At 63.5% G+C, this 21,485-nt stretch carries 26 protein-coding genes; 11 read left to right on the plus strand and 15 right to left on the minus strand.

Annotated elements, in window-relative coordinates:
- Positions 1-20: 20 nt before the first annotated feature.
- Positions 21-1,103: a class I SAM-dependent rRNA methyltransferase gene (locus ACYG9Y_RS00640; protein WP_023704208.1), complete on the minus strand. Its 1,083-nt coding sequence runs from the start codon at positions 1,101-1,103 to the stop codon at positions 21-23.
- Between the two features lie 127 nt (positions 1,104-1,230).
- Between ACYG9Y_RS00640 and ACYG9Y_RS00645 the strand changes: the two genes are divergently transcribed.
- Positions 1,231-1,974 (plus strand): helix-turn-helix transcriptional regulator, encoded by a 744-nt coding sequence (locus ACYG9Y_RS00645; RefSeq protein WP_023737537.1) that lies wholly within the window; start codon positions 1,231-1,233, stop codon positions 1,972-1,974.
- Between the two features lies 1 nt (position 1,975).
- Positions 1,976-2,398 carry a VOC family protein gene (locus ACYG9Y_RS00650; protein ID WP_023714120.1) on the plus strand — a complete coding sequence of 141 codons (423 nt, stop codon included), beginning with the start codon at positions 1,976-1,978 and terminating at the stop codon, positions 2,396-2,398.
- Here ACYG9Y_RS00650 and lhpI read toward each other — a convergent pair.
- The 4 genes from lhpI to sppA all read right to left on the minus strand — a co-directional run bounded on the left by lhpI (position 2,388) and on the right by sppA (position 5,103).
- On the minus strand, positions 2,388-3,353 hold the full coding sequence (lhpI, locus tag ACYG9Y_RS00655) for a bifunctional Delta(1)-pyrroline-2-carboxylate/Delta(1)-piperideine-2-carboxylate reductase (protein WP_023683067.1): 966 nt from the start codon (positions 3,351-3,353) through the stop codon (positions 2,388-2,390). The two genes, ACYG9Y_RS00650 and lhpI, sit on opposite strands and share 11 nt — an antisense overlap.
- Before the next feature lie 30 nt (positions 3,354-3,383).
- The gene (locus tag ACYG9Y_RS00660) at positions 3,384-3,728 is read right to left on the minus strand and encodes a lipopolysaccharide assembly protein LapA domain-containing protein (protein WP_023669750.1); all 345 of its coding nucleotides are present in this window, start codon (positions 3,726-3,728) and stop codon (positions 3,384-3,386) included.
- A gap of 53 nt (positions 3,729-3,781) precedes the next feature.
- Complete coding sequence (locus tag ACYG9Y_RS00665) at positions 3,782-4,066, minus strand: integration host factor subunit beta (protein WP_006200394.1); 285 nt, start codon at positions 4,064-4,066, stop codon at positions 3,782-3,784.
- 80 nt (positions 4,067-4,146) lie between these two features.
- On the minus strand, positions 4,147-5,103 hold the full coding sequence (gene sppA / locus ACYG9Y_RS00670; protein WP_023686570.1) for a signal peptide peptidase SppA: 957 nt from the start codon (positions 5,101-5,103) through the stop codon (positions 4,147-4,149).
- Between the two features lie 295 nt (positions 5,104-5,398).
- On the opposite strand from sppA, the gene lptC reads away from it, so the two are divergent.
- The 6 genes from lptC (at position 5,399) to ptsN (ending at position 10,794) form a co-directional block, all read left to right on the plus strand.
- The gene (gene lptC / locus ACYG9Y_RS00675; RefSeq protein WP_023669748.1) at positions 5,399-6,112 is read left to right on the plus strand and encodes an LPS export ABC transporter periplasmic protein LptC; all 714 of its coding nucleotides are present in this window, start codon (positions 5,399-5,401) and stop codon (positions 6,110-6,112) included.
- On the plus strand, positions 6,099-6,683 hold the full coding sequence (locus tag ACYG9Y_RS00680) for an LptA/OstA family protein (protein WP_023683069.1): 585 nt from the start codon (positions 6,099-6,101) through the stop codon (positions 6,681-6,683). Before lptC ends, ACYG9Y_RS00680 begins: the two co-directional genes overlap by 14 nt.
- Positions 6,680-7,498, plus strand: coding sequence for an LPS export ABC transporter ATP-binding protein (gene lptB / locus ACYG9Y_RS00685; protein WP_023669746.1), 819 nt, complete (start codon positions 6,680-6,682; stop codon positions 7,496-7,498). Before ACYG9Y_RS00680 ends, lptB begins: the two co-directional genes overlap by 4 nt.
- A 214-nt stretch (positions 7,499-7,712) precedes the next feature.
- Positions 7,713-9,239, plus strand: coding sequence for an RNA polymerase factor sigma-54 (rpoN, locus tag ACYG9Y_RS00690; RefSeq protein ID WP_023683070.1), 1,527 nt, complete (start codon positions 7,713-7,715; stop codon positions 9,237-9,239).
- Positions 9,240-9,636: 397 nt separating this feature from the next.
- Positions 9,637-10,221: a ribosome hibernation-promoting factor, HPF/YfiA family gene (hpf, locus tag ACYG9Y_RS00695; protein WP_023683071.1), complete on the plus strand. Its 585-nt coding sequence runs from the start codon at positions 9,637-9,639 to the stop codon at positions 10,219-10,221.
- Between the two features lie 108 nt (positions 10,222-10,329).
- Positions 10,330-10,794: a PTS IIA-like nitrogen regulatory protein PtsN gene (ptsN, locus tag ACYG9Y_RS00700; protein WP_023669743.1), complete on the plus strand. Its 465-nt coding sequence runs from the start codon at positions 10,330-10,332 to the stop codon at positions 10,792-10,794.
- A gap of 71 nt (positions 10,795-10,865) precedes the next feature.
- On the opposite strand, the gene ACYG9Y_RS00705 is transcribed toward ptsN, so the two are convergent.
- Together ACYG9Y_RS00705 and ACYG9Y_RS00710 are read right to left on the minus strand one after the other, a co-directional pair.
- Entirely contained in the window at positions 10,866-11,123 is a 258-nt protein-coding gene (locus ACYG9Y_RS00705; protein ID WP_023683072.1) for a BQ00720 family protein, read from the minus strand.
- Between the two features lie 64 nt (positions 11,124-11,187).
- Entirely contained in the window at positions 11,188-11,613 is a 426-nt protein-coding gene (locus ACYG9Y_RS00710) for an Hsp20 family protein (RefSeq protein WP_023669741.1), read from the minus strand.
- Between the two features lie 144 nt (positions 11,614-11,757).
- On the opposite strand from ACYG9Y_RS00710, the gene ACYG9Y_RS00715 reads away from it, so the two are divergent.
- Positions 11,758-12,699 (plus strand): nucleoside hydrolase, encoded by a 942-nt coding sequence (locus tag ACYG9Y_RS00715; RefSeq protein WP_023669740.1) that lies wholly within the window; start codon positions 11,758-11,760, stop codon positions 12,697-12,699.
- Between the two features lie 60 nt (positions 12,700-12,759).
- Here ACYG9Y_RS00715 and ACYG9Y_RS00720 read toward each other — a convergent pair whose 3' ends face one another.
- From ACYG9Y_RS00720 to ACYG9Y_RS00745, 6 genes are all read right to left on the minus strand, one after another.
- A complete protein-coding gene (locus ACYG9Y_RS00720; RefSeq protein ID WP_023737538.1) occupies positions 12,760-13,131 on the minus strand; it encodes a hypothetical protein in 372 nt (123 codons plus the stop codon).
- 57 nt (positions 13,132-13,188) lie between these two features.
- Positions 13,189-13,461, minus strand: coding sequence for a hypothetical protein (locus ACYG9Y_RS00725; protein ID WP_245260358.1), 273 nt, complete (start codon positions 13,459-13,461; stop codon positions 13,189-13,191).
- A gap of 142 nt (positions 13,462-13,603) precedes the next feature.
- Positions 13,604-14,218: a LysE family translocator gene (locus ACYG9Y_RS00730; protein ID WP_023737540.1), complete on the minus strand. Its 615-nt coding sequence runs from the start codon at positions 14,216-14,218 to the stop codon at positions 13,604-13,606.
- A 98-nt stretch (positions 14,219-14,316) separates the two neighbouring features.
- Complete coding sequence (locus ACYG9Y_RS00735) at positions 14,317-15,777, minus strand: amidase (RefSeq protein WP_031253187.1); 1,461 nt, start codon at positions 15,775-15,777, stop codon at positions 14,317-14,319.
- A complete protein-coding gene (locus ACYG9Y_RS00740; RefSeq protein ID WP_023737542.1) occupies positions 15,774-16,682 on the minus strand; it encodes a ribokinase in 909 nt (302 codons plus the stop codon). Before ACYG9Y_RS00740 ends, ACYG9Y_RS00735 begins: the two co-directional genes overlap by 4 nt.
- A gap of 141 nt (positions 16,683-16,823) precedes the next feature.
- Positions 16,824-17,729, minus strand: coding sequence for a methylated-DNA--[protein]-cysteine S-methyltransferase (locus tag ACYG9Y_RS00745; protein ID WP_027049741.1), 906 nt, complete (start codon positions 17,727-17,729; stop codon positions 16,824-16,826).
- Positions 17,730-17,844: 115 nt separating this feature from the next.
- On the opposite strand from ACYG9Y_RS00745, the gene ACYG9Y_RS00750 reads away from it, so the two are divergent.
- Entirely contained in the window at positions 17,845-18,660 is an 816-nt protein-coding gene (locus ACYG9Y_RS00750; protein WP_023737543.1) for a class I SAM-dependent methyltransferase, read from the plus strand.
- A 10-nt stretch (positions 18,661-18,670) separates the two neighbouring features.
- Here ACYG9Y_RS00750 and ACYG9Y_RS00755 read toward each other — a convergent pair whose 3' ends face one another.
- Positions 18,671-19,165, minus strand: a complete 495-nt coding sequence (locus ACYG9Y_RS00755; RefSeq protein WP_023669732.1) for a DUF2244 domain-containing protein — start codon at positions 19,163-19,165, stop codon at positions 18,671-18,673.
- A 22-nt stretch (positions 19,166-19,187) separates the two neighbouring features.
- Here ACYG9Y_RS00755 and nth point away from each other — a divergent pair, with 22 nt between their 5' ends.
- A complete protein-coding gene (nth, locus tag ACYG9Y_RS00760; protein WP_023737544.1) occupies positions 19,188-20,015 on the plus strand; it encodes an endonuclease III in 828 nt (275 codons plus the stop codon).
- Here nth and ACYG9Y_RS00765 read toward each other — a convergent pair.
- Positions 19,975-21,483, minus strand: a complete 1,509-nt coding sequence (locus ACYG9Y_RS00765; protein WP_023683079.1) for a tripartite tricarboxylate transporter permease — start codon at positions 21,481-21,483, stop codon at positions 19,975-19,977. The genes nth and ACYG9Y_RS00765 overlap by 41 nt on opposite strands.
- Positions 21,484-21,485 lie beyond the last annotated feature (2 nt).

Raw genomic sequence — 21,485 nt, forward strand, 5'->3', positions numbered from 1 at the left:
CATTCAGGTCTCCCGGGCATTCAGGCCACCCAGCGCGAAAACAGCGATGTCGACAGCGCCCGGCCGGCGGATTGCTCGCGGATGATCAGTTCGCCTGATTCAACGGTGCCGCCCATGCCGGCAAAGGTGTCGCGCATCAAGGCATGGATGGCGAAGAAGGAGGCGCGGATGGAATAGGCGGTCAGCACCACGGTGAGCGGTTTCGGCGTCAGGATCGCGCGGCAAAGATCGGTCAGGCCGGGCAGGTCCTCGAACAACTGCCAGACCTCGCCCTTGGGGCCGCGGCCATAGGCGGGCGGGTCGAACAGGATGATGTCGTAGCGGCTGCCGCGGCGCTCTTCGCGCTCGGCGAATTTCACAGCATCGTCGACGATCCAGCGGATCGGCTTGCTGCCGAGACCGGCCATTTCCTGGTTTTCGCGCGCCCAGCCGACCGCCTTCTTGGAGGCATCGACATGGGTGACCTCGGCACCGGCGCGGGCGGCTACGAGAGACGCGAGCCCGGTATAGCCGAACAGGTTCAGCACCTTGACCGGGCGGTTGGCCGCCGCGATCAGGCTGGCCATATGGTCCCAGTGCGAAGCCTGCTCGGGGAAGACGCCGACATGGCGAAACGAGGTGAAGCGGCCGAGATAGTCGATGCCGTCATGCTTCATCGGCCAGGTCTCGCCCAGCGGTACCTTCGGGAACCGCCAGCGGCCGATGCCTTCCTCGTCGGTGTCGCCGGTGAAGATGGCGTCGGCTCGGTCCCAGTCCCTGGCGGGCAAGGCCTTTTGCCAGATCGCCTGTCCCTCGGGCCGCACGATGCGGTAGGGGCCGTATTGTTCGAGCTTCTCGCCGGCACCGCTGTCGAGCAGTGCATAATCCTGATTGGGCGCCACTTCGAGGATCACCGGCAGGCGCTCAGTGGGCAGGATGCCTTCGCGACGCGCCAGGATACGGGGGGCGGGCTTCGGATCAGACCGGTCGTCCGGTTTTGTTTCGTGGCGTTGCTGTCTGGCTTCGGGTCGGATTGGTACGGTCTCCGGCTGCGGCCGCGCATGTTCGGTCCTGCCTTTTGCGGGCGGACGGTTGTCGCGGCGTTTGTCGCGAAATGACTTCAAGCAGGAGCGTCTCCGGAGGCGGCAGGCCGCTTTTGGCATAGGGTCACCGGCTGCGCAAACAAAATGGTCCAGCGTGCGAATGTCTGAGGTGGTGGACCTCGCTGAGGAAACAGGCAAATCTCGAATCATGTCCCGTTCCGAACGCCTGCTCGACCTGATCCAGATCCTGCGCCGGCATCGCCGGCCGGTGAGCGGTCGCACGCTTGCCGGCGAGATGGACGTTTCGATCCGAACGCTCTACCGCGACATTGCCACGCTGCAGGGGCAAGGCGCGCCGATCGAGGGCGAGGCTGGGCTGGGCTATGTGCTGAAACCCGGCTTCATGCTGCCGCCACTGATGTTCACCGACGAGGAGATCGAGGCCATCGTTCTGGGATCGCGTTGGGTTGCCAGACAACCGGACAAGCGGCTGTCGGCCGCCGCCACCGACGCGCTGGCCAAGATCGCCGCTGTGCTGCCGGATGATCTGCGCGAGGACCTCGATGCGACCGCGCTTTTGGTCGGGCCGCACGGCGATGCTGTCGAAAGCATCGACCTTGGCCTGGTGCGCCAGGCGATCCGCAACGAGAGAAAACTCGGCTTTCTTTACCGCGACGCCGGCGGCGCCGCCTCCGAGCGCTTGATCTGGCCATTCGCGCTCGGCTTTTTCGACAAGGTGCGGGTGGTGGTGGCCTGGTGCGAGACGCGGCAGGATTTCAGACATTTTCGCGCCGACCGGATGTCGGGGCTCAACACCACGTATATCCGCTATCCGCGTCGTCGGCAGGCGCTGCTGAAGGAATGGCGCGCGACGCTGGACACCAAGTTGTCAGCAGCCTTGTGCGACAAGCGATTGTCTTCAGATAGCGTCGCGCTTGCCCCAGGAGAATAAGATGGACTTCGTCTCGATCCGCATCATTACCGATCAGATCAAGCCCTTGGTGGCATTCTACGACACGATCACCGGGCTTACCGCAACCTGGTTCACAGACGATTTCGCCGAACTGGCAACGCCGTCCTGCACACTGGCGATCGGCAGCACCCGCACGCTGGCCCTGTTCGGAACTGATGTGGCGCAGCCGGCCGCCAATCGCTCAGCGATCATCGAGTTTCGCGTCGCCGATGTTGATGCTGAGTACAGCAGGCTGGCGAAAATTATCGGCGATTTCGTACAGACGCCGACGACGATGCCATGGGGTAACCGGTCGCTGCTGCTGCGCGATCCCGATGGCAATCTGGTGAACTTCTTCACCCCGGTCAGCGCGGAAGCGATCAGGAAGTTCGATCGCAGAACCGGCGCAGACGCTACTGCTTGAGCGCGTTGTAGACGGCAATGCCGGCGGCAAGGTCCTCAAGCGCGGCGCCGACCGACTTGAACAGCGTGACCTCAGTGGGGCTCTGCCGGCCCTGTTTTTCCCCGCGCGCCAGCTCATGCAGATCGGCGACGATGGCTTCCGGCTTCAGCACGCCGGAGGCGAGCGGCTGGACGATGTCGCCGGCTTCCTTGGTGGCGCCGGCGCGGGTGTCGACATAGACGCGGGCGCGCGCGATCGCGTCGTCGTCGCTCTCGCGCATGGTCGGCGTGAAGCCGCCGACCAGATCGACATGCGCGCCCGGCTTGAGCAGCGCACCCTTGACCAGCGGCGTCGTCGTGATCGTCGCCGATGAGACGATGTCGGCCTCGGCGAGTTCGGCGTCGAGATCGCTTGCGGCCTCGGCGTTGAAACCGTCCGCGCGCAAATCAGCCGCGACCTTTTCGGCATTGGCGGGCGTGCGGTTCCAGATGCGGATGGTCTTGATCGGCCGCACCGCGGAGTGCGCCTTGGCGAGGAACGGCGACAGCGCGCCGGCGCCGACCACCAGAAGCCGCGATGCGTCCTCGCGGGCGAGATAGGAGGCCGCCACCGCCGAGGCGCAAGCGGTGCGCCACTGTGTCAGCCGTTGGCCGTCGATCAGCGCTTCGGGCTCGCCGGTGGCGCCGTTGAGCAGGAGGTAGAGCCCCATCACCGCCGGTTTGCCGATGGCGTTGTTGTCGGGCGATACGGTGACGATCTTGACGCCGATATGACCCCCGACCGACGTGCCGGCCGCATGGAAGTCGGTCCACGCCGGCATCAAAAGCAGCGTGGATGTGGCACCGTCGGGCCGCTCGACCCCGTGATGATGGCGGACGGGTTGCACAGCACCCTCGCGGAAGGCCGCGCGCAATGTCTCGACCAGCCCGGGAAAGGTCAGCGCCTGGTCGACAGCGTCGGCCGAAATGGTCAGCATGCAAACTCCGCGAAGATAAAAGCGCCGGCTTCAGGCCGTTGGCTTCGGCAGCGCCGGCCCGGCGGCCGCGCCCTGCTGCACGGCGGGTATACGGCTGACCGCCTGGCGCAAATTCTCGGCCTCGACCCCGCGCTGGCGCGCCAGCTTGCGGTAGCGGCCCTGCTTGACCCAGGTCGCCAGGCTGCCGACGACCATGCCGATGGCGAGCGCCACGAACAGGAAGATGAACAGCGGCAAGGTCAGCGTCAGTTTCGGATTGCCGGGGTTGAACGGGTCGAGCGTGAAGGCGACCAGCTCGCGGTTGGCGACGGCCAGCGCGATCAGGATGACGGCGAGCGGCACGAAGACCACGATAAGTATGAAGCGGTTCAACATAGAAATTCCCTGGAGAAGGCAGGCCTTGATAACGCCGGCGCGTTGGTCCGCGCCTACTTGCCGCCATTCAGCCTTTCACGCAATTCCTTGCCGGTCTTGAAGAACGGCACCCACTTCTCCTCGACCTCGACGGATTCGCCGGTGCGCGGGTTGCGGCCGGTGCGGGCAGGGCGATTCTTCACCGAAAAAGCGCCGAAGCCACGCAACTCGACCCGATTGCCTTCCGCCAGGGCATCGGTGATCTCGTCGAAGATCGCTCCCACGATGTTTTCGACGTCGCGCAGGAAAAGATGCGGGTTGCGCGTGGCAATGATCTGCACAAGCTCGGATTTGATCATCAGAAAGGTCCCCGTGAAAGCGCTGCGGTCAAATTATCAGGATGATTTTATTTGCTTTTTTACTCGCCCCAACCGGCAGATCAAGGGTGCCAGACGGAAACGAGACCGTCAAGAAACAAGCGATCCGCGCCAATTTCGTGAAGCACGTCGCTGCCGGCCTCCGACAGGCCGAGCGCGCTGCCGACGCTGCGCGCTATTGCTTTCGAGAACAGGAAGCCGCCACGCCGCTCGGTGTCCTTCCATTCCACCACCTTGAGCTTGGCGTCGACACCCTTGGTCGCCAGCCAGTCGATCGCCACGCTCTCGCCGCCGACAGCGTCGATCAGACCGTTGGCAAGGCCCTGGCGGCCGGTGAAGATCGAGCCGTCGGCAAGGGCCAGTGCCTGATCGCGGGTCATTTTGCGGCGCTCGGCGACGATGCCGACGAACCAGTCATAGCTGTCGAGGATGAGCTTGCGGACCATGGCTCGCTCGTCTTCATTGGTCGGCTTGAAGGGCGAGGGCGATGCCTTCAGCGGCGAGGATTTCACTTCCTCGAGCTTGATGCCGACCTTGTCCATCAGACCGCTGACATCGGGATACTGGATGAGCACACCGATCGAGCCGACGATCGACGTCTTGCGGGCAACGATATGGTCGCTGGCACTGGCGATCATGTAGCCGGCCGATGCGGCCAGCGTGCCGACCTCGGCCACCACCGGCTTGTCGGCGGCAAGCTTGCGCACCTCCTCGTAGATCGATTCGCCGCCGACCGTGGTGCCTCCGGGCGAATCGATCGCCAGGATGACGCCCTTGACCTGCGGGGATGTGCGGATGGTTTCCAGCCGCTTGATCAGTTCCTCGTCCTCGGTGATGGTGCCTTCGATCCTGACCTTGGCGATGTGGTCGACGGAAGAACCGCCGAGGTCGCCCCCATAGAACCAGCTTGCAAGCGCAATCACCCCAAGGGCCACGATGGCAATGGCGGCGCCGCGCCAGAAGGTCAGCTTGCGCCGCAAGCGGCGGCGGTCGATCAGGTCGTCGGCTCTCAGTGCCATGGTCTGCCTCACAGTCGGTGGGAAGCGATGCTTTTAAAGCAAGCGTCCGCGCCCGGCTACCTCTTCGTCAAGAGCCTGCGACGAAGCGACCTTCACGACGGAGGCATTTCAGGAAAAAATGACGCGGCGCGTTCGTTTCTGCTATGAAGTGACGAAATTGTGTCGCCTGAGTTCCGTCTGTAAAACAGCGGCCGTCACATTTTTGCGGTTTTCCTCCGCTTGTGCTTGCTTGCGGGGGCCGGCAACCCACCTATAGCAGGTGTTTTGGCGGACAAGGGTTTATTAGAAGTCAGTCATGCTTGCGCGATCGAACGAACCGACCAATGCCGATGCGGCCTTGGCGCCCACGGCGCCAGCGGGCACGCGCGGCGACGCCTTCGACCGCGCCCAGCGCCACTCGCGCCGCGTGCGCGTGCTTAAGTTTGCCGTGCCGGTGCTTGCCGCCGGGATCGCGGTTGCGTTTCCGGTCTATTCCTATCTGGCGGCGCCGATCAACATTTCGATACAGGCAGACGGCACCGCTTTCGCGGATGGCAAGCTGGTGATGGCCAATCCGAAGCTCAACGGCTTCACCAAGGACAAGCTGCCCTATTCGCTGACGGCCTTGCGCGCCATCCAGGATGTCGGCAAGCAGGACATCATCGAACTCGAAGGCATCCATGCCAAATTGCCGCTGACGGCCGACAATGTGGCGACCGTCGACGCCAAGCGCGGGATCTACAACAGAAACGCCAACACTATGGACATGACCAGCGACGTTACCGTCACCACCACCGACGGCGTCGCTGCCATCTTCAAATCGGTCTTCCTCGATATGGGCAAAGGCTCTATGAAGACAGGTGATGCGGTCGATGTCAGCCGTAACGGCTCGCGGATCACCGCGGGTTCAATGTCGGTCGAAGACAATGGCAAGGTCATCGTTTTCGAGAACAAGGTAAGCGTTCACATCGATCCGGCCACTATGAAGGCGGCAGAGGCAAAGAGCGGAGAAACGAATGCGTCCCAGTAATTCGGCACGGCTTGTCGCCGCAGCTTCGGCCTTGCTGTTGCTGGGTATGGCGCCGTCCTGGGCTCAGTCCAGCGCCAGCAGCCAGTCCGGGCTCAAACTGTCGGGCGACCAGCCGATCCAGATCGAGAGCGACAAACTTGAGGTCCGCCAGGCCGACAGCATGGCGCTGTTCAGCGGCAACGTCACCGTCACGCAAGGGCCAACGCTGCTCAAGGCCGGCAGCATGGAGGTCTACTACGTCAAGGACCCCAACGCCGCCAAAGGTGCTGCCGCCGGCGCTTCGGCGATGACCGGTTCGGCCAATATCGACCATCTGGTGGTCAAGAACAAAGTCTACATCAAGTCGAATGACCAGATCGCCACCGGCGACAACGCCACGTTCGACATGAAGACGCAGGTGCTAGTTCTGTCGGGCAAGGAGGTCGTCTTGTCCCAAGGACCCAACGTCCTCAAGGGCTGCAAGCTCACCGTGCAGATGAAAAGCGGCCTTGCTCAGGTCGATGGCTGCGGCGGGCGCGTCATCATGTCGATGACGCCGCCACCGAAATCCGAGGCCCCGAAGCCCGAATGACTGGCGTGTCTTCGCTGCTGACCCGCCTTCCGGGACGGGCGGCCAGTAAACTTGCAGCACCGGCCACAGTCACCGTTGATTCCTCGAAGTTCAAGGGCACCCTGATCGCCAAGGGTCTGACCAAGAGCTACAAGGGCCGCAAGGTGGTCAGCGGTGTCACCATCGGCGTGCGCGCCGGCGAGGCTGTCGGGCTGCTCGGGCCAAACGGCGCCGGCAAGACCACCTGTTTCTACATGGTCACCGGCTTGGTGCCGGTCGATGAGGGCACGATCGAGATCGACGGTTTCGACGTCACCTCGATGCCGATGTACCGCCGCGCCCGCCTCGGCATCGGCTATTTGCCGCAGGAAGCCTCGATCTTCCGCGGCCTGAATGTCGAGCAGAACATCCGCGCCGTGCTCGAAGTGGTTGAGAAGGACCGCAAGGTGCGCGAGCGCAATCTCGACGAACTGCTCGAGGAATTTCACATCAGCCATCTGCGGAAGTCGCCGTCCATGTCGCTGTCGGGTGGCGAGCGGCGGCGTCTTGAGATCGCCCGAGCTTTGGCGACGCGCCCGGCCTACATGCTGCTCGACGAGCCGTTCGCCGGCATCGACCCGATTGCCGTCGCCGACATCCAGCAGCTGGTTCGTCATCTAACGGCGCGCGGCATCGGCGTGCTGATTACCGACCACAATGTGCGCGAAACGCTCGGCCTCATCGACCGCGCCTACATCATCCATGCCGGCCAGGTGCTGACTCATGGCCGTGCCGACGAGGTGGTGGCGAACCCCGATGTGCGCCGGCTCTACCTCGGCGAAGGTTTCACGCTCTGAGCGTGAAATTTGTTTCCTGACGTGATTTTTGCCGCCCCGCCGGGCTTTTTTCTCCGATTTTGCGTGAGATAATGCTTCGGTAGGGGCCTTTTGCCATCGTTCGCCTTGACAAGCAAAAGCCGGGCCAGTTTCTATGGAAGGTCGGAAAAATTCATTTTCCGGCAGCTTCTGATGTGTAGGCTTCCGGGTGCAGAAGGGCGTTTGAAACCGAACCATGGCGTTGGCGGCGAAACTACAGCTACGACAATCCCAGTCGCTGGTGATGACGCCGCAGCTGATGCAGTCGATCAGGCTGTTGCAGCTCACCCATGTCGAGCTCGACCACTTCATCGACGACGAGATCGAGCGCAATCCGCTGCTGGAGCGCGCCGAGCCCCAGGATGACGCCGCAAGCGACCAGGTGCAGAAGGGCGATGCCGCTCCTGAGCCTGCCGCCGATGGCGACTGGTTCGAAAACGAGACGGCGTGGAGCGCCGAAGCGATCTCCGACAAGCTCGACAGCTCGCTGGAAAATCTGTTCCCCGACGATCCCGGCACCAGCGAGCGGCTCGGCCCGGACCTGACGGCGCAGTGGAAGTCGGCCACCGGCAATAGTTCGTCCGGTTCTTCCGAAGGCTTCGACGTCGGCGACATGGCAGCCGCGGCGATCACGCTGCGCCAGCATGTTGGCGAGCAGATCGCGCTTGCCTTTGCCGATCCGGCCGCAAGGCTGATCGCAGCCGAACTGGCCGACGGCCTGGACGAGGCCGGCTACCTGCGCGCCGATCCCGCCGAGATCGCCAAACGGCTCGGCGCCGATCAGGCGATGGTGGCCAATGTGCTGGCAGCCTGCCACACATTCGAGCCGGTCGGCCTGTTTGCGCGCGACCTTGCCGAATGCCTGTCGCTGCAGCTTGCCATGCGCGATCGTCTCGATCCGGCGATGAAGACGCTGATCGGCAACCTAGAACTGTTGGCGCGGCGCGATTTCCAGACGCTGAAGCGGCTTTGCGGGGTCGACGAGGAGGATCTCCTCGACATGCTGGCCGAAATCCGCGCGCTCGACCCGCGCCCGGGCATGGCGTTTTCGGGCGGCGCCAGCGACGCCATCGTCGCCGATGTCGAAGTCCGCGCCGCCAATGACGGCAGCTGGACGGTCGAGCTCAATGCCGAGACGCTGCCGCGCGTGCTTGTCGATCACATCTATTTCGCCCAGGTCTCGCCGCATGCGAAGAATCAGGCGGAGAAGGATTTCCTGGCCGAGTGCCTGCAGAATGCCAACTGGCTGACGCGCAGTCTCGACCAGCGGGCAAAGACGATCCTGAAAGTGGCGTCGGAAATCGTGCGCCAGCAGGACGCTTTTCTCGTCCATGGCGTGCGTCAGCTCAGGCCGCTCAACCTGCGCACGGTGGCCGATGCCATCGGCATGCATGAATCGACCGTCAGCCGGGTGACGGCCAACAAATACATGCTGACGCCGCGTGGCGTGTTCGAGCTGCGTTATTTCTTCACGGCTTCGATCGCGGCGTCGGGCGGCGGTGATGCGCATTCCTCGGAAGCGGTGCGCGACCGCATCAAGCAGCTGATCGACGAGGAAAAGCCCGCCGATGTGCTGTCCGATGACGCAATCGTCGATATGTTGAAGGAAAGCGGCGTCGATATTGCCCGGCGCACGGTGGCCAAGTACCGGGAGGGTATGAATATTCCCTCGTCGGTGCAGCGGCGGCGTGAAAAGCGCGCTCTGGCGAGCGCGGGGCGCTAGGTCTGCTTGCCCGGCAAGGCTTTTGCTATGGCTGGATTCCACAACTTTCCGACCTTAAAGCGCATCGCGCTGAAACGGATTCATACGACGCGCTTTAAGTCTTTGTTTTGATGCATGTCGTTGTCCCAGAACCGCAGCGCACTTCTGGGCGACATGCATTAATTGACAAGCTGCAATGAAGTGTCTAGAAGCCCGCCCGCATGAGACGGGCTCGCGGCCCGCATGCGGATGGTCCGTCACGATGAAGGCCACGGGACGGCCAAGAAGGCGGATTGTGATCAACCGGAAAGTTCGGATCTAAAATCGGCGCGAGTTGACGCCGCAAAGCTTGTGCGCACGGATCACGAGTATAAACTCTGGCCAGTTTGAAGCCTGAGCAAGGAAGGTCAGTTTTCAGATGAAATTGCGCATATCGGGTAAACACATGGATATCGGCGATGCGTTGCGTACGCGCATTACCGATCGTGTCGGCGAGGCGATTGGAAAATATTTCGATCGCGGTTTTTCAGGGCACGTCACGGTCATCAAATCGGGGTCGCGTTACTCGGCCGATTGCATGATCAGGCTGGATTCCGGCGCTTCGCTGCAGGCAACCGGCGATTCCCAGGATCCGACACTTGCCTTCGAGGCGGCCGCGGACCGCCTCGAAACCAGGCTGCGGCGCTACAAACGCCGTCTGAAATCGCACAATTCAGGCACTGGAAATGGTGAAATCACCGACATCGCCTATACGGTGATGGCGCCGCTGACCGATGATGATGAGGACATTCCGGAGGACTACGCCCCGGCCATCGTCGCCGAATCAACCATGACGCTGCAGACCATGTCGGTGGCGTCGGCGGTTATCGAACTCGACACCAAGGACAGCCCGGTTTTCGTATTCCGCAACGCCGGAAACGACCACCTCAACATCGTCTATCGGCGGCCGGACGGAAATATCGGCTGGATCGACCCGTCGACGACCAAAGTCGCACAGGCGTGACGACAACGACAATGGTCACACAGGTGACGACAATGGTCGCACAGGGATAATAGCCAGCCGCGCGAGGGGCGAGGACTGGCGACGGCAGGCGAATAAGGGATTTCAAGCATGGATCTGAGCGATCTTCTCAACGTTCCGGCGATCTTGCCGGCGTTGAAGGCGAACTCCAAAAAGCAGCTTTTGCAGTTGCTGTCCGAGAGAGCGGCGGCGATTTCCGGCATTCCGGAGCGCGAAGTGTTCGACACCATCCTGCAGCGCGAACGGCTGGGCTCCACCGGCGTCGGCAACGGCATCGCCATTCCGCACGGCAAGCTCGCCGGGGTGAAGCGCATCGCCGGCGTCTTTGCCCGGCTGGAGACGCCGGTCGATTTCGAGGCCCTGGATGACCAGCCGGTCGATCTGGTGTTCTTGCTGCTGGCCCCGGAAGGCGCCGGCGCCGATCACCTCAAGGCACTGTCGCGCATCGCCAGGGTTTTGCGCGACGCCGACACGGTGGCCAAGATCAGGGGCACGCGCGACGCGGTCGCCATCCACGCTCTGCTGTCGGACACGCAAGCCTCGCACGCCGCCTGAAGTTCTTTGGAATTAAGTCTTCCAGGGGCCGCCGAAGGCGGCCCTCTCCATTTCAACCGCCAGCAGTCGCCTTAGTGAATGGCGACAGTGGTCAGGTCGTTTTCCATGGCGCCGGCCAAAGCCCGGTCTTTCGCATCCGAAAGCAGGATCGGCTGGCCGTTGGCGGCAAACAGGGCCCACAGGACCATACCAGGCGCTATTTCGCCGAGGTTGGGGAAGCGCCCGAGCAGCTCGTCGCTCGAGACCTTCCGGAGATAAGCGACCGAGCCTTCGCCGAGATGGGCGAATTCGCCGCTGGTCATGGTGATGGTTTCGTCAGTTCTGGTCATTTCAAGCCTCCTTGGCGCGAGGACGCCGCTCAAGGCCATCCCGCATGAGAGCCATCGGTAAAGATCAGTCTTTCACCGATATATTTATTTTCCGTACCAGCCGTTCGGTATCCGGCCGATCGAGATCGATCGACAAAAGGCCGTTCTTCAGTTCCGCTGCGATCACCCGCATGCCGTCGGCCAGCACGAAACAGCGCTGGAATTGGCGCGCGGCGATGCCGCGATGGAGGAATTCGCGCTCGGTGTCGTCGGTTTGACGGCCGCGCACGACCAACTGGTTTTCCTCCGTGGTGACATCGAGATCGCTTTCGGCGAAACCCGCGACAGCCAGCGTAATGCGCAGCCTTTCGGCCTTGCCGTCAGCACCGCTGAGGCGCTCGATGTTGTAGGGAGGATAACTGTCACCGGATTTCGCCAGTCGTTCCAGGGTCTTTTCCATGGCATCGAAACCAAGGAGAAGCGGGCTGGAGAAGGGCGTCATTCGGCTCATGTTACACTGTCCTCTTTGGAGCGACATAAACTGGAAAAACCCGGATGGCATTTTTCCCGATGGTCTTGATATGGTCCGCGCCGCGGCCAAGTTCAAGCCGCCGAACACCCCCGCCAAAAAGACTCCCCCGCATAAGGAAATGAAATGCCCCAGACCCGCAAGATCATCATCGACACGGATCCCGGCCAGGACGATGCCGTCGCCATATTGCTGGCGCTCGGCAGCGCCGAGCTGGAGATCGTCGGCATCTCTGCTGTTGCCGGCAACGTGCCGCTGAAATTGACCGAAAAGAACGCCAGGAAAATCTGCGAACTGGCCGGCCGGCCCGACATCAAGGTCTATGCAGGCGCCATCCGCCCGTTGGCGCGCGAGCTGGTCACCGCCGAGGAAGTGCATGGCAAGACCGGCCTCAACGGCCCGCAACTGCCCGATCCGAAGATGAAGCTGCAGGGCCAGTATGCGGTCGACTTCATCGTCGAGACGCTGATGAAGGAAGAGGCCGGCACGATCACGCTGTGCGCGCTCGGCCCGCTCACCAATGTCGCGCTGGCGCTGATCCGTGAGCCGAAGATCGCGCCGCGCATCAAGGAAATCGTACTGATGGGCGGCGGTTTCTTCGAAGGCGGCAATGTCACGCCGACCGCAGAATTCAACATCTATGTCGATCCGCAAGCCGCCGACCTGGTGTTCAAATCCGGCATTCCGATCGTCATGATGCCGCTCGACGTTACCCACAAGGCGCTGACCACGGCCAAGCGCACGCAGGCCATCCGCCAGCTCGGCACCCGGGTCGGCACCGCGACGGCCGAGATGCTGGAGTTCTTCGAGCGCTTCGACGAGGAGAAATACGGCACCGATGGCGGCCCGCTGCACGACCCCTGCGTCATCGCCTATCTGTTGAAGCCGGAGCTGTTCAAGGGCCGCAACTGCAACGTCACCGTCGAAACCGCCTCCGAACTCACCATGGGCATGACCGTGATCGACTGGTGGGGCGTGACCAAGCGGCCGAAGAACGCCATGGTGATGCGCGACATCGACCATGACGCGTTCTTTGCGCTGCTGGTGGAGAGGTTGGCGCGGCTTTAAGCCTGCCTTGATACAGATCGTTCGCTCAGGGCTTAGCGCTTCTGGGCGATACCTGTGCACTTATTCGCGAAGCAGGCGGTATGTTTCGGTATCGTTGCGGCGACGCTGCCGCTCGATCGAAACCTTGGAGCCAATGGCTCTCGGCACTGTCGTGTTGTCATGTGCAAACACCAGGCCGTCATTTTCATCGAGGCGAATTCCATACAAGTAACGGAACCCGCTGCCGATCGCGACCTCGGGACTTGCAGGAGCGTTGAGAACGTTGACCACTGTACCGGTCAGGCGTTCGACATTGACGATGGGGCTGCTTTGCCTCGCAATCGGGATGCCAATTGCAAGGGCGCAAACGCCCACGACGAGGATGGTGATGAGGATGCCCCTGAGGTTCTCCTGCAGGGTCATCCAGGCAAGGGAATGCCGAGCCTTGGCCATGCGTATCACCTGACAGCAAGGACGCTGCGTTTCATTGGTATCGTGACCGGCGGTCGTTCAATTTGCGAACCTGTAGAAGGTCGATCCATTCTCGCGCGTGACGCGCTCCAATCTTGCCGGCGCGCCGATCAGATGCGGGAGGTCGTCTTCGACAAGAATGGACGAACCGGTTTCGAGTGCAACCAGATAAAGCGTGCGGCCGTTGTCTGAATGGGTACTTTTGACCGTTGCGTCGATTAGCTCGACCGACCGGATGGGGCTCGCATCATTCGTCCATTTGTAGAGAGCCGAAGGAACCATCACCGCAAACAGGACGACGATCAGGACCACGCCGGGCGCGTCCCTTTTTATGCCAGCGTAAGTCCATGACATCGACGTGAATCCCCCCACGCCGATTCATGTGGTGGCGTGAAGACTGACTTTCAATCAGCCTTCACGTACCGGCTCCGTTGGGAACGACCGTTGGCGGTCGTCACTTCGCCTTCGAAAAAGCCAGCCACAGGCCGCCGCCGACCAGAAAGCTGCCGCTGATCCTGGACATCAGCTTAATGCGGCTTGCCGAGAGCAGGCGGCCGGCGCGGCTGGCGGCGAGAGCATAGGTGGAATCCGAGGCGGCGGCAAAGATCATCGCGGTGAGGCCCATGACGACGATCTGCAGGGTGTAATTGCCCTGCGGGGCGATGAATTGCGGGAAGAAGGCGCCGAAGAACACCAGGGTCTTGGGGTTGCTCAGCGCCACCAGCAGGCCCTGCAGGAAGAAGCCGCCGCGCGGCTTTCTCGCGGTGCCGTCGGCATTCAGCGCGCCCTTGGAACGGAACATCTGCACCCCCATCCAGATCAGATAGGCGGCGCCGATCAGGCGTACCCATTCGAACCAGTGGCCCATGCCCGATATCAGCGTGTTGAGGCCGATGCCGACAATGGCGATCATCACGGCGAGCCCAGCCTGCGTGCCGGCGACATTGGCAAGGCCGGCGCGGTAGCCATGGCGGATGCTGTTGGCGATGATCAGCGTGACAGTCGGACCGGGCACCAGGATGATGACGATGCAGGCAAGGACATAGGCGGCGTAGAGTTCCAGCGACATGGGGGATTTCCTCGAGGATGCGCTTAGGCGGCTGGCTGCAATCAATGCATGGCGGCGGGGCTGGTGCAAGCCGGTCGCAGACCGTGCCGCCCCTCGCGTCAGGACGCCCCCACCTGCCAAGGCAAGGTCGCCTCATAGGCCGCTCCGGCCCTGAGCACGGCGAGGTCGCCGCGCGGCCGGCCGATCAGCTGCATGCCCAAGGGGCGGCCTTTGTCGTCGAAGCCGACCGGCACGTTGAGCGCCGGACAGCCGCCGAGCGTGGCGAAGGCCGAAACCTGCATCCAGCGATGGTAGCTGTCCATGGTCCGTCCGGCGACCTCACTTGGCCAATGCGTGCCGACTTCGAAAGGAAACACCTGCGCCGTCGGCAGCGCGATGAGATCGAAGTGCTCGAACAGCGACAGCAGCGTCCGGTGCCAGGAGGTGCGGATGACCGAGGCCGCGCGGATCTGCGGCGCCGTCAGTCGCATGGCGTTCTCCACCTCCCAGACGGCTTCCGGCTTCAGCAGGGCGCGCTTGTGTGGGTCGTCATAATGGACTTTCAGCGCCGAGCCGCTGCTCGCCTGCCGCAGCGTCACGAAGGCTTGCCACAGTGCCTCGAAATCGAAATCCGGCAGCAAGGGCTCGGTCAGGAAGGATGCCTCCGCGAAGCGGCCGAGTGCGGCCTCGCACAGGTCGAGGATGCCAGGCTCTACCGGCAGGTGACCGCCGAGATCACCGAGCCAGCCGACGCGGCCGCCGCTTGCCGGCGTTGCCAGCCCTTCGAGGAACGAACCAGGCTTTTCCCAGGACAAGGGCGCATGCGGATGGTAGCCCGCCTGCACATCGAGCAGCAGCGCCATGTCGCTGATGCTGCGGCCCATCGGTCCGTCTATGCCCATCTGGGCATGAAAGACTTCAAGATCCGGCCCGCCGGGGACAAGGCCCTGCGACGGGCGGAAGCCATAGACATTGTTCCACGCCGCCGGATTGCGCAGCGAGCCGCCGAAATCGCTGCCGTCGGCGACCGGAACCATGTCGAGTGCAAGGGCGACCGCAGCGCCGCCGCTCGACCCGCCGGCGGTGAGCGCCGGATCGAAGGCGTTCAGCGTCGGGCCGAACACGTTGTTATAGGTGTTGGATCCCAGCCCGAATTCGGGAACATTGGTCTTGCCGATGATGATGGCGCCGGCCTTGCGGATGCGCTCGACGAAGAAATCATCCTCCTGCGGCACGAAATCGGCGAAGATCGGCGAGCCGAAACTGGTCCTCAAGCCTCGAGTCATGGCGAGGTCCTTTATCGCCACCGGCAGGCCAAACAGCGAGCCGGCCGGCCCGCCTTGCGCCAGATCGGCGTCCGCCGCGTCGGCCTCGCGCAGGATGTCGGAGCGCTCGCGCAACGAGACGATGGCATTGACCAGCGGGTTTACCGCGTCGATGCGGTCAAGGAATGCGGCGACCAACTCGCGCACGGACAGGCGGCGCAGCCGGATCGCCTCGGCCAGGTCGACAGCGGACATCCGGCAGATGTCGCCGGCGGGGGGCACGGCGTGCTTCGTTGCGGGGCGCAGGGCTGTCATCCGGCGTTGTTGCGCAGGGCGGTGTCGACATCCGCCGCCAGCGGGATGGCCGGCTGGGCGCCGGGCTTCAGGCAGGCGAGCGAGCCGGCGGCTGCGGCGCGAGTGAGAGCCTGCTCCAGCGGCAGGTTGGACGCCAGCCCGGCAGCGAGATAACCGCAAAAAGTATCGCCGGCCCCGACCGTGTCGACCGGCGTGATTTTCAGCGCCGGCACGGTCAGGAAATCCTCCGGGGTCGCCGCCAGCACGCCGTCGCCGCCGAGCGTGACGACGATGGTGCGGCCGGTTTTGCCGGCGAAGTCGCGCATGCGCGCCGGGCGGTCGCGGCCTTTCAGCGACAGCGCCTCGCCGTAAAGGTCGAATTCGGTTTCGTTGGCGACGGCGTAGTCGGCCTTGCCGAGCAACGCTGCCGCCTCGCTACGGAACGGCGCGGTGTTGAGCACGGTGACCGCGGCGGCGGCGCGTGCGGCGTCGAGCGCTGCATCGACAGTCTGTAACGGGATCTCGTGCTGCAGCAGGACGACGTCGCCCTTCGCAAGGAAAGCCTTGGCGAGATCGCCGGGCAGCACCGAATCATTGGCGCCCGGCACCACGGCGATGACATTCTCGCCATCGGCGCCGACGAGGATCAGCGCCGTGCCGGTGGAGGCGAAGCTCTGGCCGACGCCGGAGAGATCGACCTTGCCGGCCACGAGCAAAGCGAGGGCTTCGGTTGCGAAATTGTCCTTGCCGACGGCGCCGACCATGCGCACCTTGGCGCCGGCGCGCGCCGCAGCCAGCGCCTGGTTGGCGCCCTTGCCGCCGGGCGCGGTGGCGAAGCCGGAGCCGCGGACCGTCTCGCCCGGCGAAGGCAGGCGGTCGACATTGGCGATAAGGTCGAGGTTGATCGAGCCGACAACGATGATCAAGAAAGCCTCCTGCGGAATGCGCGGGAAGCTAACCTGTAAGCCGGCGGCTTGCCAGAGCGTGCGGATGTTTTGCGCCGGGAGCTCGCAAAAAGAACAACACCGGCGAAGGGATTTCGCCGGTGTTGTTTGATGCGGGCAGCTTCAGGACGCGGTCTGGCCCGCTTCCCAACCGAGCATGGCGCGTTTGCGGGTCAGGCCCCAGTGGTAGCCGGTGAGTGCGCCGGACTTGCCCAGCGCCCGATGGCAAGGGACGACGAAGGACAATGGGTTGGCGCCGACCGCCGCCCCCACCGCCCGGCTGGCGTTTGGCGCGCCGATCCTGGAGGCGATCGAAGAATAAGTGCAGGCCTTGCCCATCGGGATCCTGAGCAGCGCGTCCCAGACGCGCAGCTGGAAGTCGGAGCCGATCATCACCACGCGCAGCGGCTGGTCGGCGCGCCACAATGTCGGATCGAAGATGCGCGCCGCATAGGGCTGGGTGGCGCTCATGTCCTCGACATAGGTGGCGTTCGGCCAGCGGCCCGACATGTCGGCGAAAGCCGCCCGCTCGCCGCCCGGATCGTTGAAGGCGAGCCCCGCAAGGCCACGGTCGGTGACCATGATCAGGGCGATGCCGAAGGGCGAGATGTGGTAGCCGTAGCGGATGGTCAGGCCGGCGCCGCGCGTCTTGTAGTCGCCCGGCGACATCGCCTCGTGGGTGACGAACAAATCGTGCAGCCGGCCGGGGCCGGACATGCCGAGTTCGAACGATGTTTCGAGGAGCGGCATGCCGGAATCGAGCAGTTTGCGGGCATGGTCGAGGGTGACCGCCTGCAGGAAGGCTTTTGGCGACAGGCCGGCCCAGCGGGTGAACAGTTTTTGCAGGCCCGTGGGTGTCTCGCCGACATCGGCTGCCAGGGCTTCCAGCGAGGGCTGGTCGCGATAGTCGAGGCTGATCTTCTCGATGGCGCGGCGCACGACCTCGTAGTCGCTGCCCTCGGGGGTGATGTCGTGCTGCAGGATCGCTGTCGGTTTCATCTGCGTATTCATGGTCATCTGGGCGTTCATGGCAATATCTCCTTGACCGCGAATATCGGTCTTTCCGCCCCTTGCAACCACCCGAAACTTGCCTTGTTGCCGCCTGTTCCCAGATAAATACTGGATTGCGCCCCGGGAGATGCCAATGGCCGGCGAAAGGGTGAATCTGAGCGGAGCAAGGGAGACCTTGCTGATGACGCTTTATGGCAAGGCACTGGAAAGCCGGCTGCCGCATTCGCTGCTCGGGGATCGCTTCGCCGACGAGGCCGTGCGCAAGATCGACTATGATTTCTCGCGCCTCAAGGTCGACACCAATCTCGGCATCGGCCTGGCGATCCGGGCCAAGACGTATGATGTCCGCGTTCAGGACTTCATCGCCAGAAATCCCGGCGCCATCGTGCTGCATCTCGGCTGCGGGCTCGATACGCGCATTTTCCGTGTCGATCCACCCGAAGGCGTGGAGTGGTTCGATGTCGATTTTCCGGATGTCATCGCGCTCCGGCGCAAGCTTTACCCGTCCCGGGACCACTACCACCTCGTCGGCTCTTCGGTAACCGACCCAGACTGGCTGGCAGAAGTGCCGAGCAATCGTCCGGCCGTCGTGGTGATGGAGGGGTTGACGCCTTATCTCCCGGTAGAGGAGGGGCCACGGCTGCTGTCACGCCTTGTCGCGCATCTTGCCGGCGGCGAGCTGATGTTCGACGCCTACAGCCACTTCGGCCTGAAGATGCTGCGCCTCAATCCGACCATCAGGGCGACGGGCGCCGAGGTTCACTGGGCGATCGACGACCCGCAGGTACTGGAGCGTGCCGTTCCGAAGCTGCGCTTTGTCGACGATATCTCGGCCTACAGCGCGGAACGCACAGCGCATATGAGCTGGTCCGCAAAACTGTTCATCGGGCTCTGGAGACACATTCCCGCATTGCGCAAGGTCGGCAGGATTTTACGCTACCGGTTCTGACGCGCCGACTCTAACGCGTCCTGGCTTTTGTCAGAGCACGTGAAAATGCAGTGGCAAAACTCTCGCGGGAGTCAGGGTCCAGGAATGACCCGATCGGCACATTCTGTCCTTGTGCTTCCACCGTCATCCTGGTGATGCCGATCTCGGCATGGCGAGCGACGGAAAAGCGCGCCCAGAACGGGTTGAAGCGATGCGCTTCCGACTTTCCCGAGGGCGCCGTCTTGCGGATGTCGAGGCTGGTGCGCGACACCGACACTTCCTCGCGGGCACGGGCGGCACGATAGTTGGCGCGGAAGGCGATGTAGACGGCGATGACGTCGAGGCCGAAGAAGCCGAACACCGGCCAGGCGCCGCGCGACAGGAAAAACGCCCCGGTCACCACCCAGCCGAACAGCAGCGCGCCCATCAGCACGGCAAAGCCGGTGCGGCCCAGCGAGCGGTGCGGTGTCAGCAGCGCCTGGAAGAATGGCTCGTCGGCCTGAAACGAGGCGTTTGTGTCGCTCATGCCGGGATATTATAGGAAGGGAATGGCCAGCCCCAAGTCCAAAAATCTTTCCCTATCCAAAAGTGAACTGCCGCCCGGGCGGCGCGACGGCTCGAATGCCAAGCCGCGACCGCGGCCGGCCCGTTCGCTCTACAGCGCAGCCGAGGTGCATGAGATCTTCCGGCGGTTTTCGGTGCAGCGGCCCGAGCCGAAGGGCGAGCTCGAGCACGTCAACGCCTTCACGCTGCTGGTGGCCGTGGTGCTGTCGGCGCAGGCGACCGATGCCGGCGTCAACAAGGCGACGCGGGCGTTGTTCAAGGTCGCCGACACACCTGAAAAGATGCTGGCGCTGGGCGGAGCCAGGGTCGGCGAGTACATCCGCACCATCGGACTCTGGCGCAACAAGGCCAAGAATGTCGTGGCGCTCTCGGAGGCGCTGATACGCGATTACGGCGGCGAGGTGCCCAGCGAGCGCGATGAGTTGGTCAAGCTGCCGGGGGTCGGGCGCAAGACCGCCAATGTCGTGCTCAACATGGCGTTCGGCCAGCACACGATGGCGGTCGACACCCATATTTTCCGCATTGGCAACCGCCTCGGCCTGGCGCCAGGCAAGACGCCCGAACAGGTCGAGCAAGGGCTGCTGCGGATCATCCCGGACGAGTATATGCGCCATGCGCATCACTGGCTGATCCTGCATGGCCGCTATGTCTGCAAGGCGCGCAAGCCCGATTGCCCGGCCTGCGTCATCGCCGATCTCTGCAAGGCCGAGGTGAAGACGACAGACGTGCCGGCGCCGCTCGTGGAAATCGCGGCGCCCGGCGTCCCGACAACTAGCTTTCCTCCACGAACACCTCTTCGCGCTTCTTCTTGACCGACGGCAGGAAGACGACGACGAGCACGGCCAGTGCGACGAGCAGCAGGCCGGCGCTGATCGGCCGCGTCACGAAGGTCGAGGGGTCGCCGCGCGACAGGATCATGGCGCGGCGCAGGTTTTCCTCGAGCAGCGGGCCGAGCACGAAGCCGAGCAGCAGGGGTGCGGGTTCGCAGCGCAGCTTGGTCAGGATGTAGCCGAGCAGGCCGAAGAATGCGACCGCGTAGAGATCGAAGGCGTTGGTGTTGACGCTGTAAACGCCGATCGAGCAGAACGCCATGATGATCGGGAAGAGCACATAATAGGGGATCGTCAGCAGCTTCACCCACAGCCCGATCAGCGGCAGGTTCAGCACGATCAGCATCAGATTGCCGATCCACATCGAGGCGATGATGCCCCAGAACAGCGCCGGCTGCTCGATCGCGACATTGGGGCCGGGCACGATGCCCTGGATGATCATGGCGCCGATCATCAGCGCCATGACCGGATTGGCCGGAATGCCCAGCGTCAGCATCGGAATGAAGGAGGTCTGGGCGCCGGCATTGTTGGCCGATTCCGGTCCGGCGACGCCGGCAATGGCGCCCTTGCCGAACTCCTCCGGGTGTTTCGACACGCGCTTTTCGACCGTGTAGGAGGCAAAGGCCGCAAGCACCGCGCCGCCGCCGGGCAGGATGCCGAGCGCCGAACCGATGATCGTGCCGCGCACGATGGGCGCGGCCATCGCCTTGAAGTCGTCGCGGGTCGGCATCAGGCCGGAGACCTTTTTGATCATCACCGAGCGCTCGTGCTCGTTTTCGAGATTGCGCAGGATCTCGGCAACGCCGAAGACGCCGACCGCCACCGCCACGAAGTTCAGCCCGTCGGCATATTCGCGGATGCCGAGCGTGAAGCGCGGCGTGCCGGTGTAGATGTCGGTGCCGACAATGCCGAGCAGCAGGCCGAGCACGACCATCGCCAGCGCCTTGACGATCGAGCCATGGGCGAGCGCGATGGACGAGACGAGGCCGACGATCATCAGCGAAAAATATTCGGCCGCGCCGAATTGCAGGGCTATTGCCGTCAGCGGCGGGGCAAAGACGGCGACGAGGAAGGTCGACACCGTGCCGGCGAAGAACGAGCCGATCGCGGCGATCGCCAGAGCCGCCCCGGCGCGACCGTTCCTGGCCATCTGGTAGCCGTCGATGGCGGTCACGGCCGAGGAGGATTCGCCGGGCATGTTGATGAGAATGGCGGTGGTCGAACCGCCATACTGGGCGCCGTAGTAGATGCCGGCCAGCATGATGAGGGACGAGACCGGGTCGCCGATCTGGAAGGTGATCGGCAGCAGCATGGCGATGGTTGCGGTGGCGCCGATGCCGGGCAGGACGCCGATCAGCGTGCCGAGCAGAACGCCGATGAGGCAAAAACCCAGATTGGCCGGCGTGGTGGCCGTCGAAAAGCCGAGTTCGAGGTTCCTGAGGAGGTCCATCT

It is taken from the genome of Mesorhizobium sp. W050 (assembly GCF_054719535.1).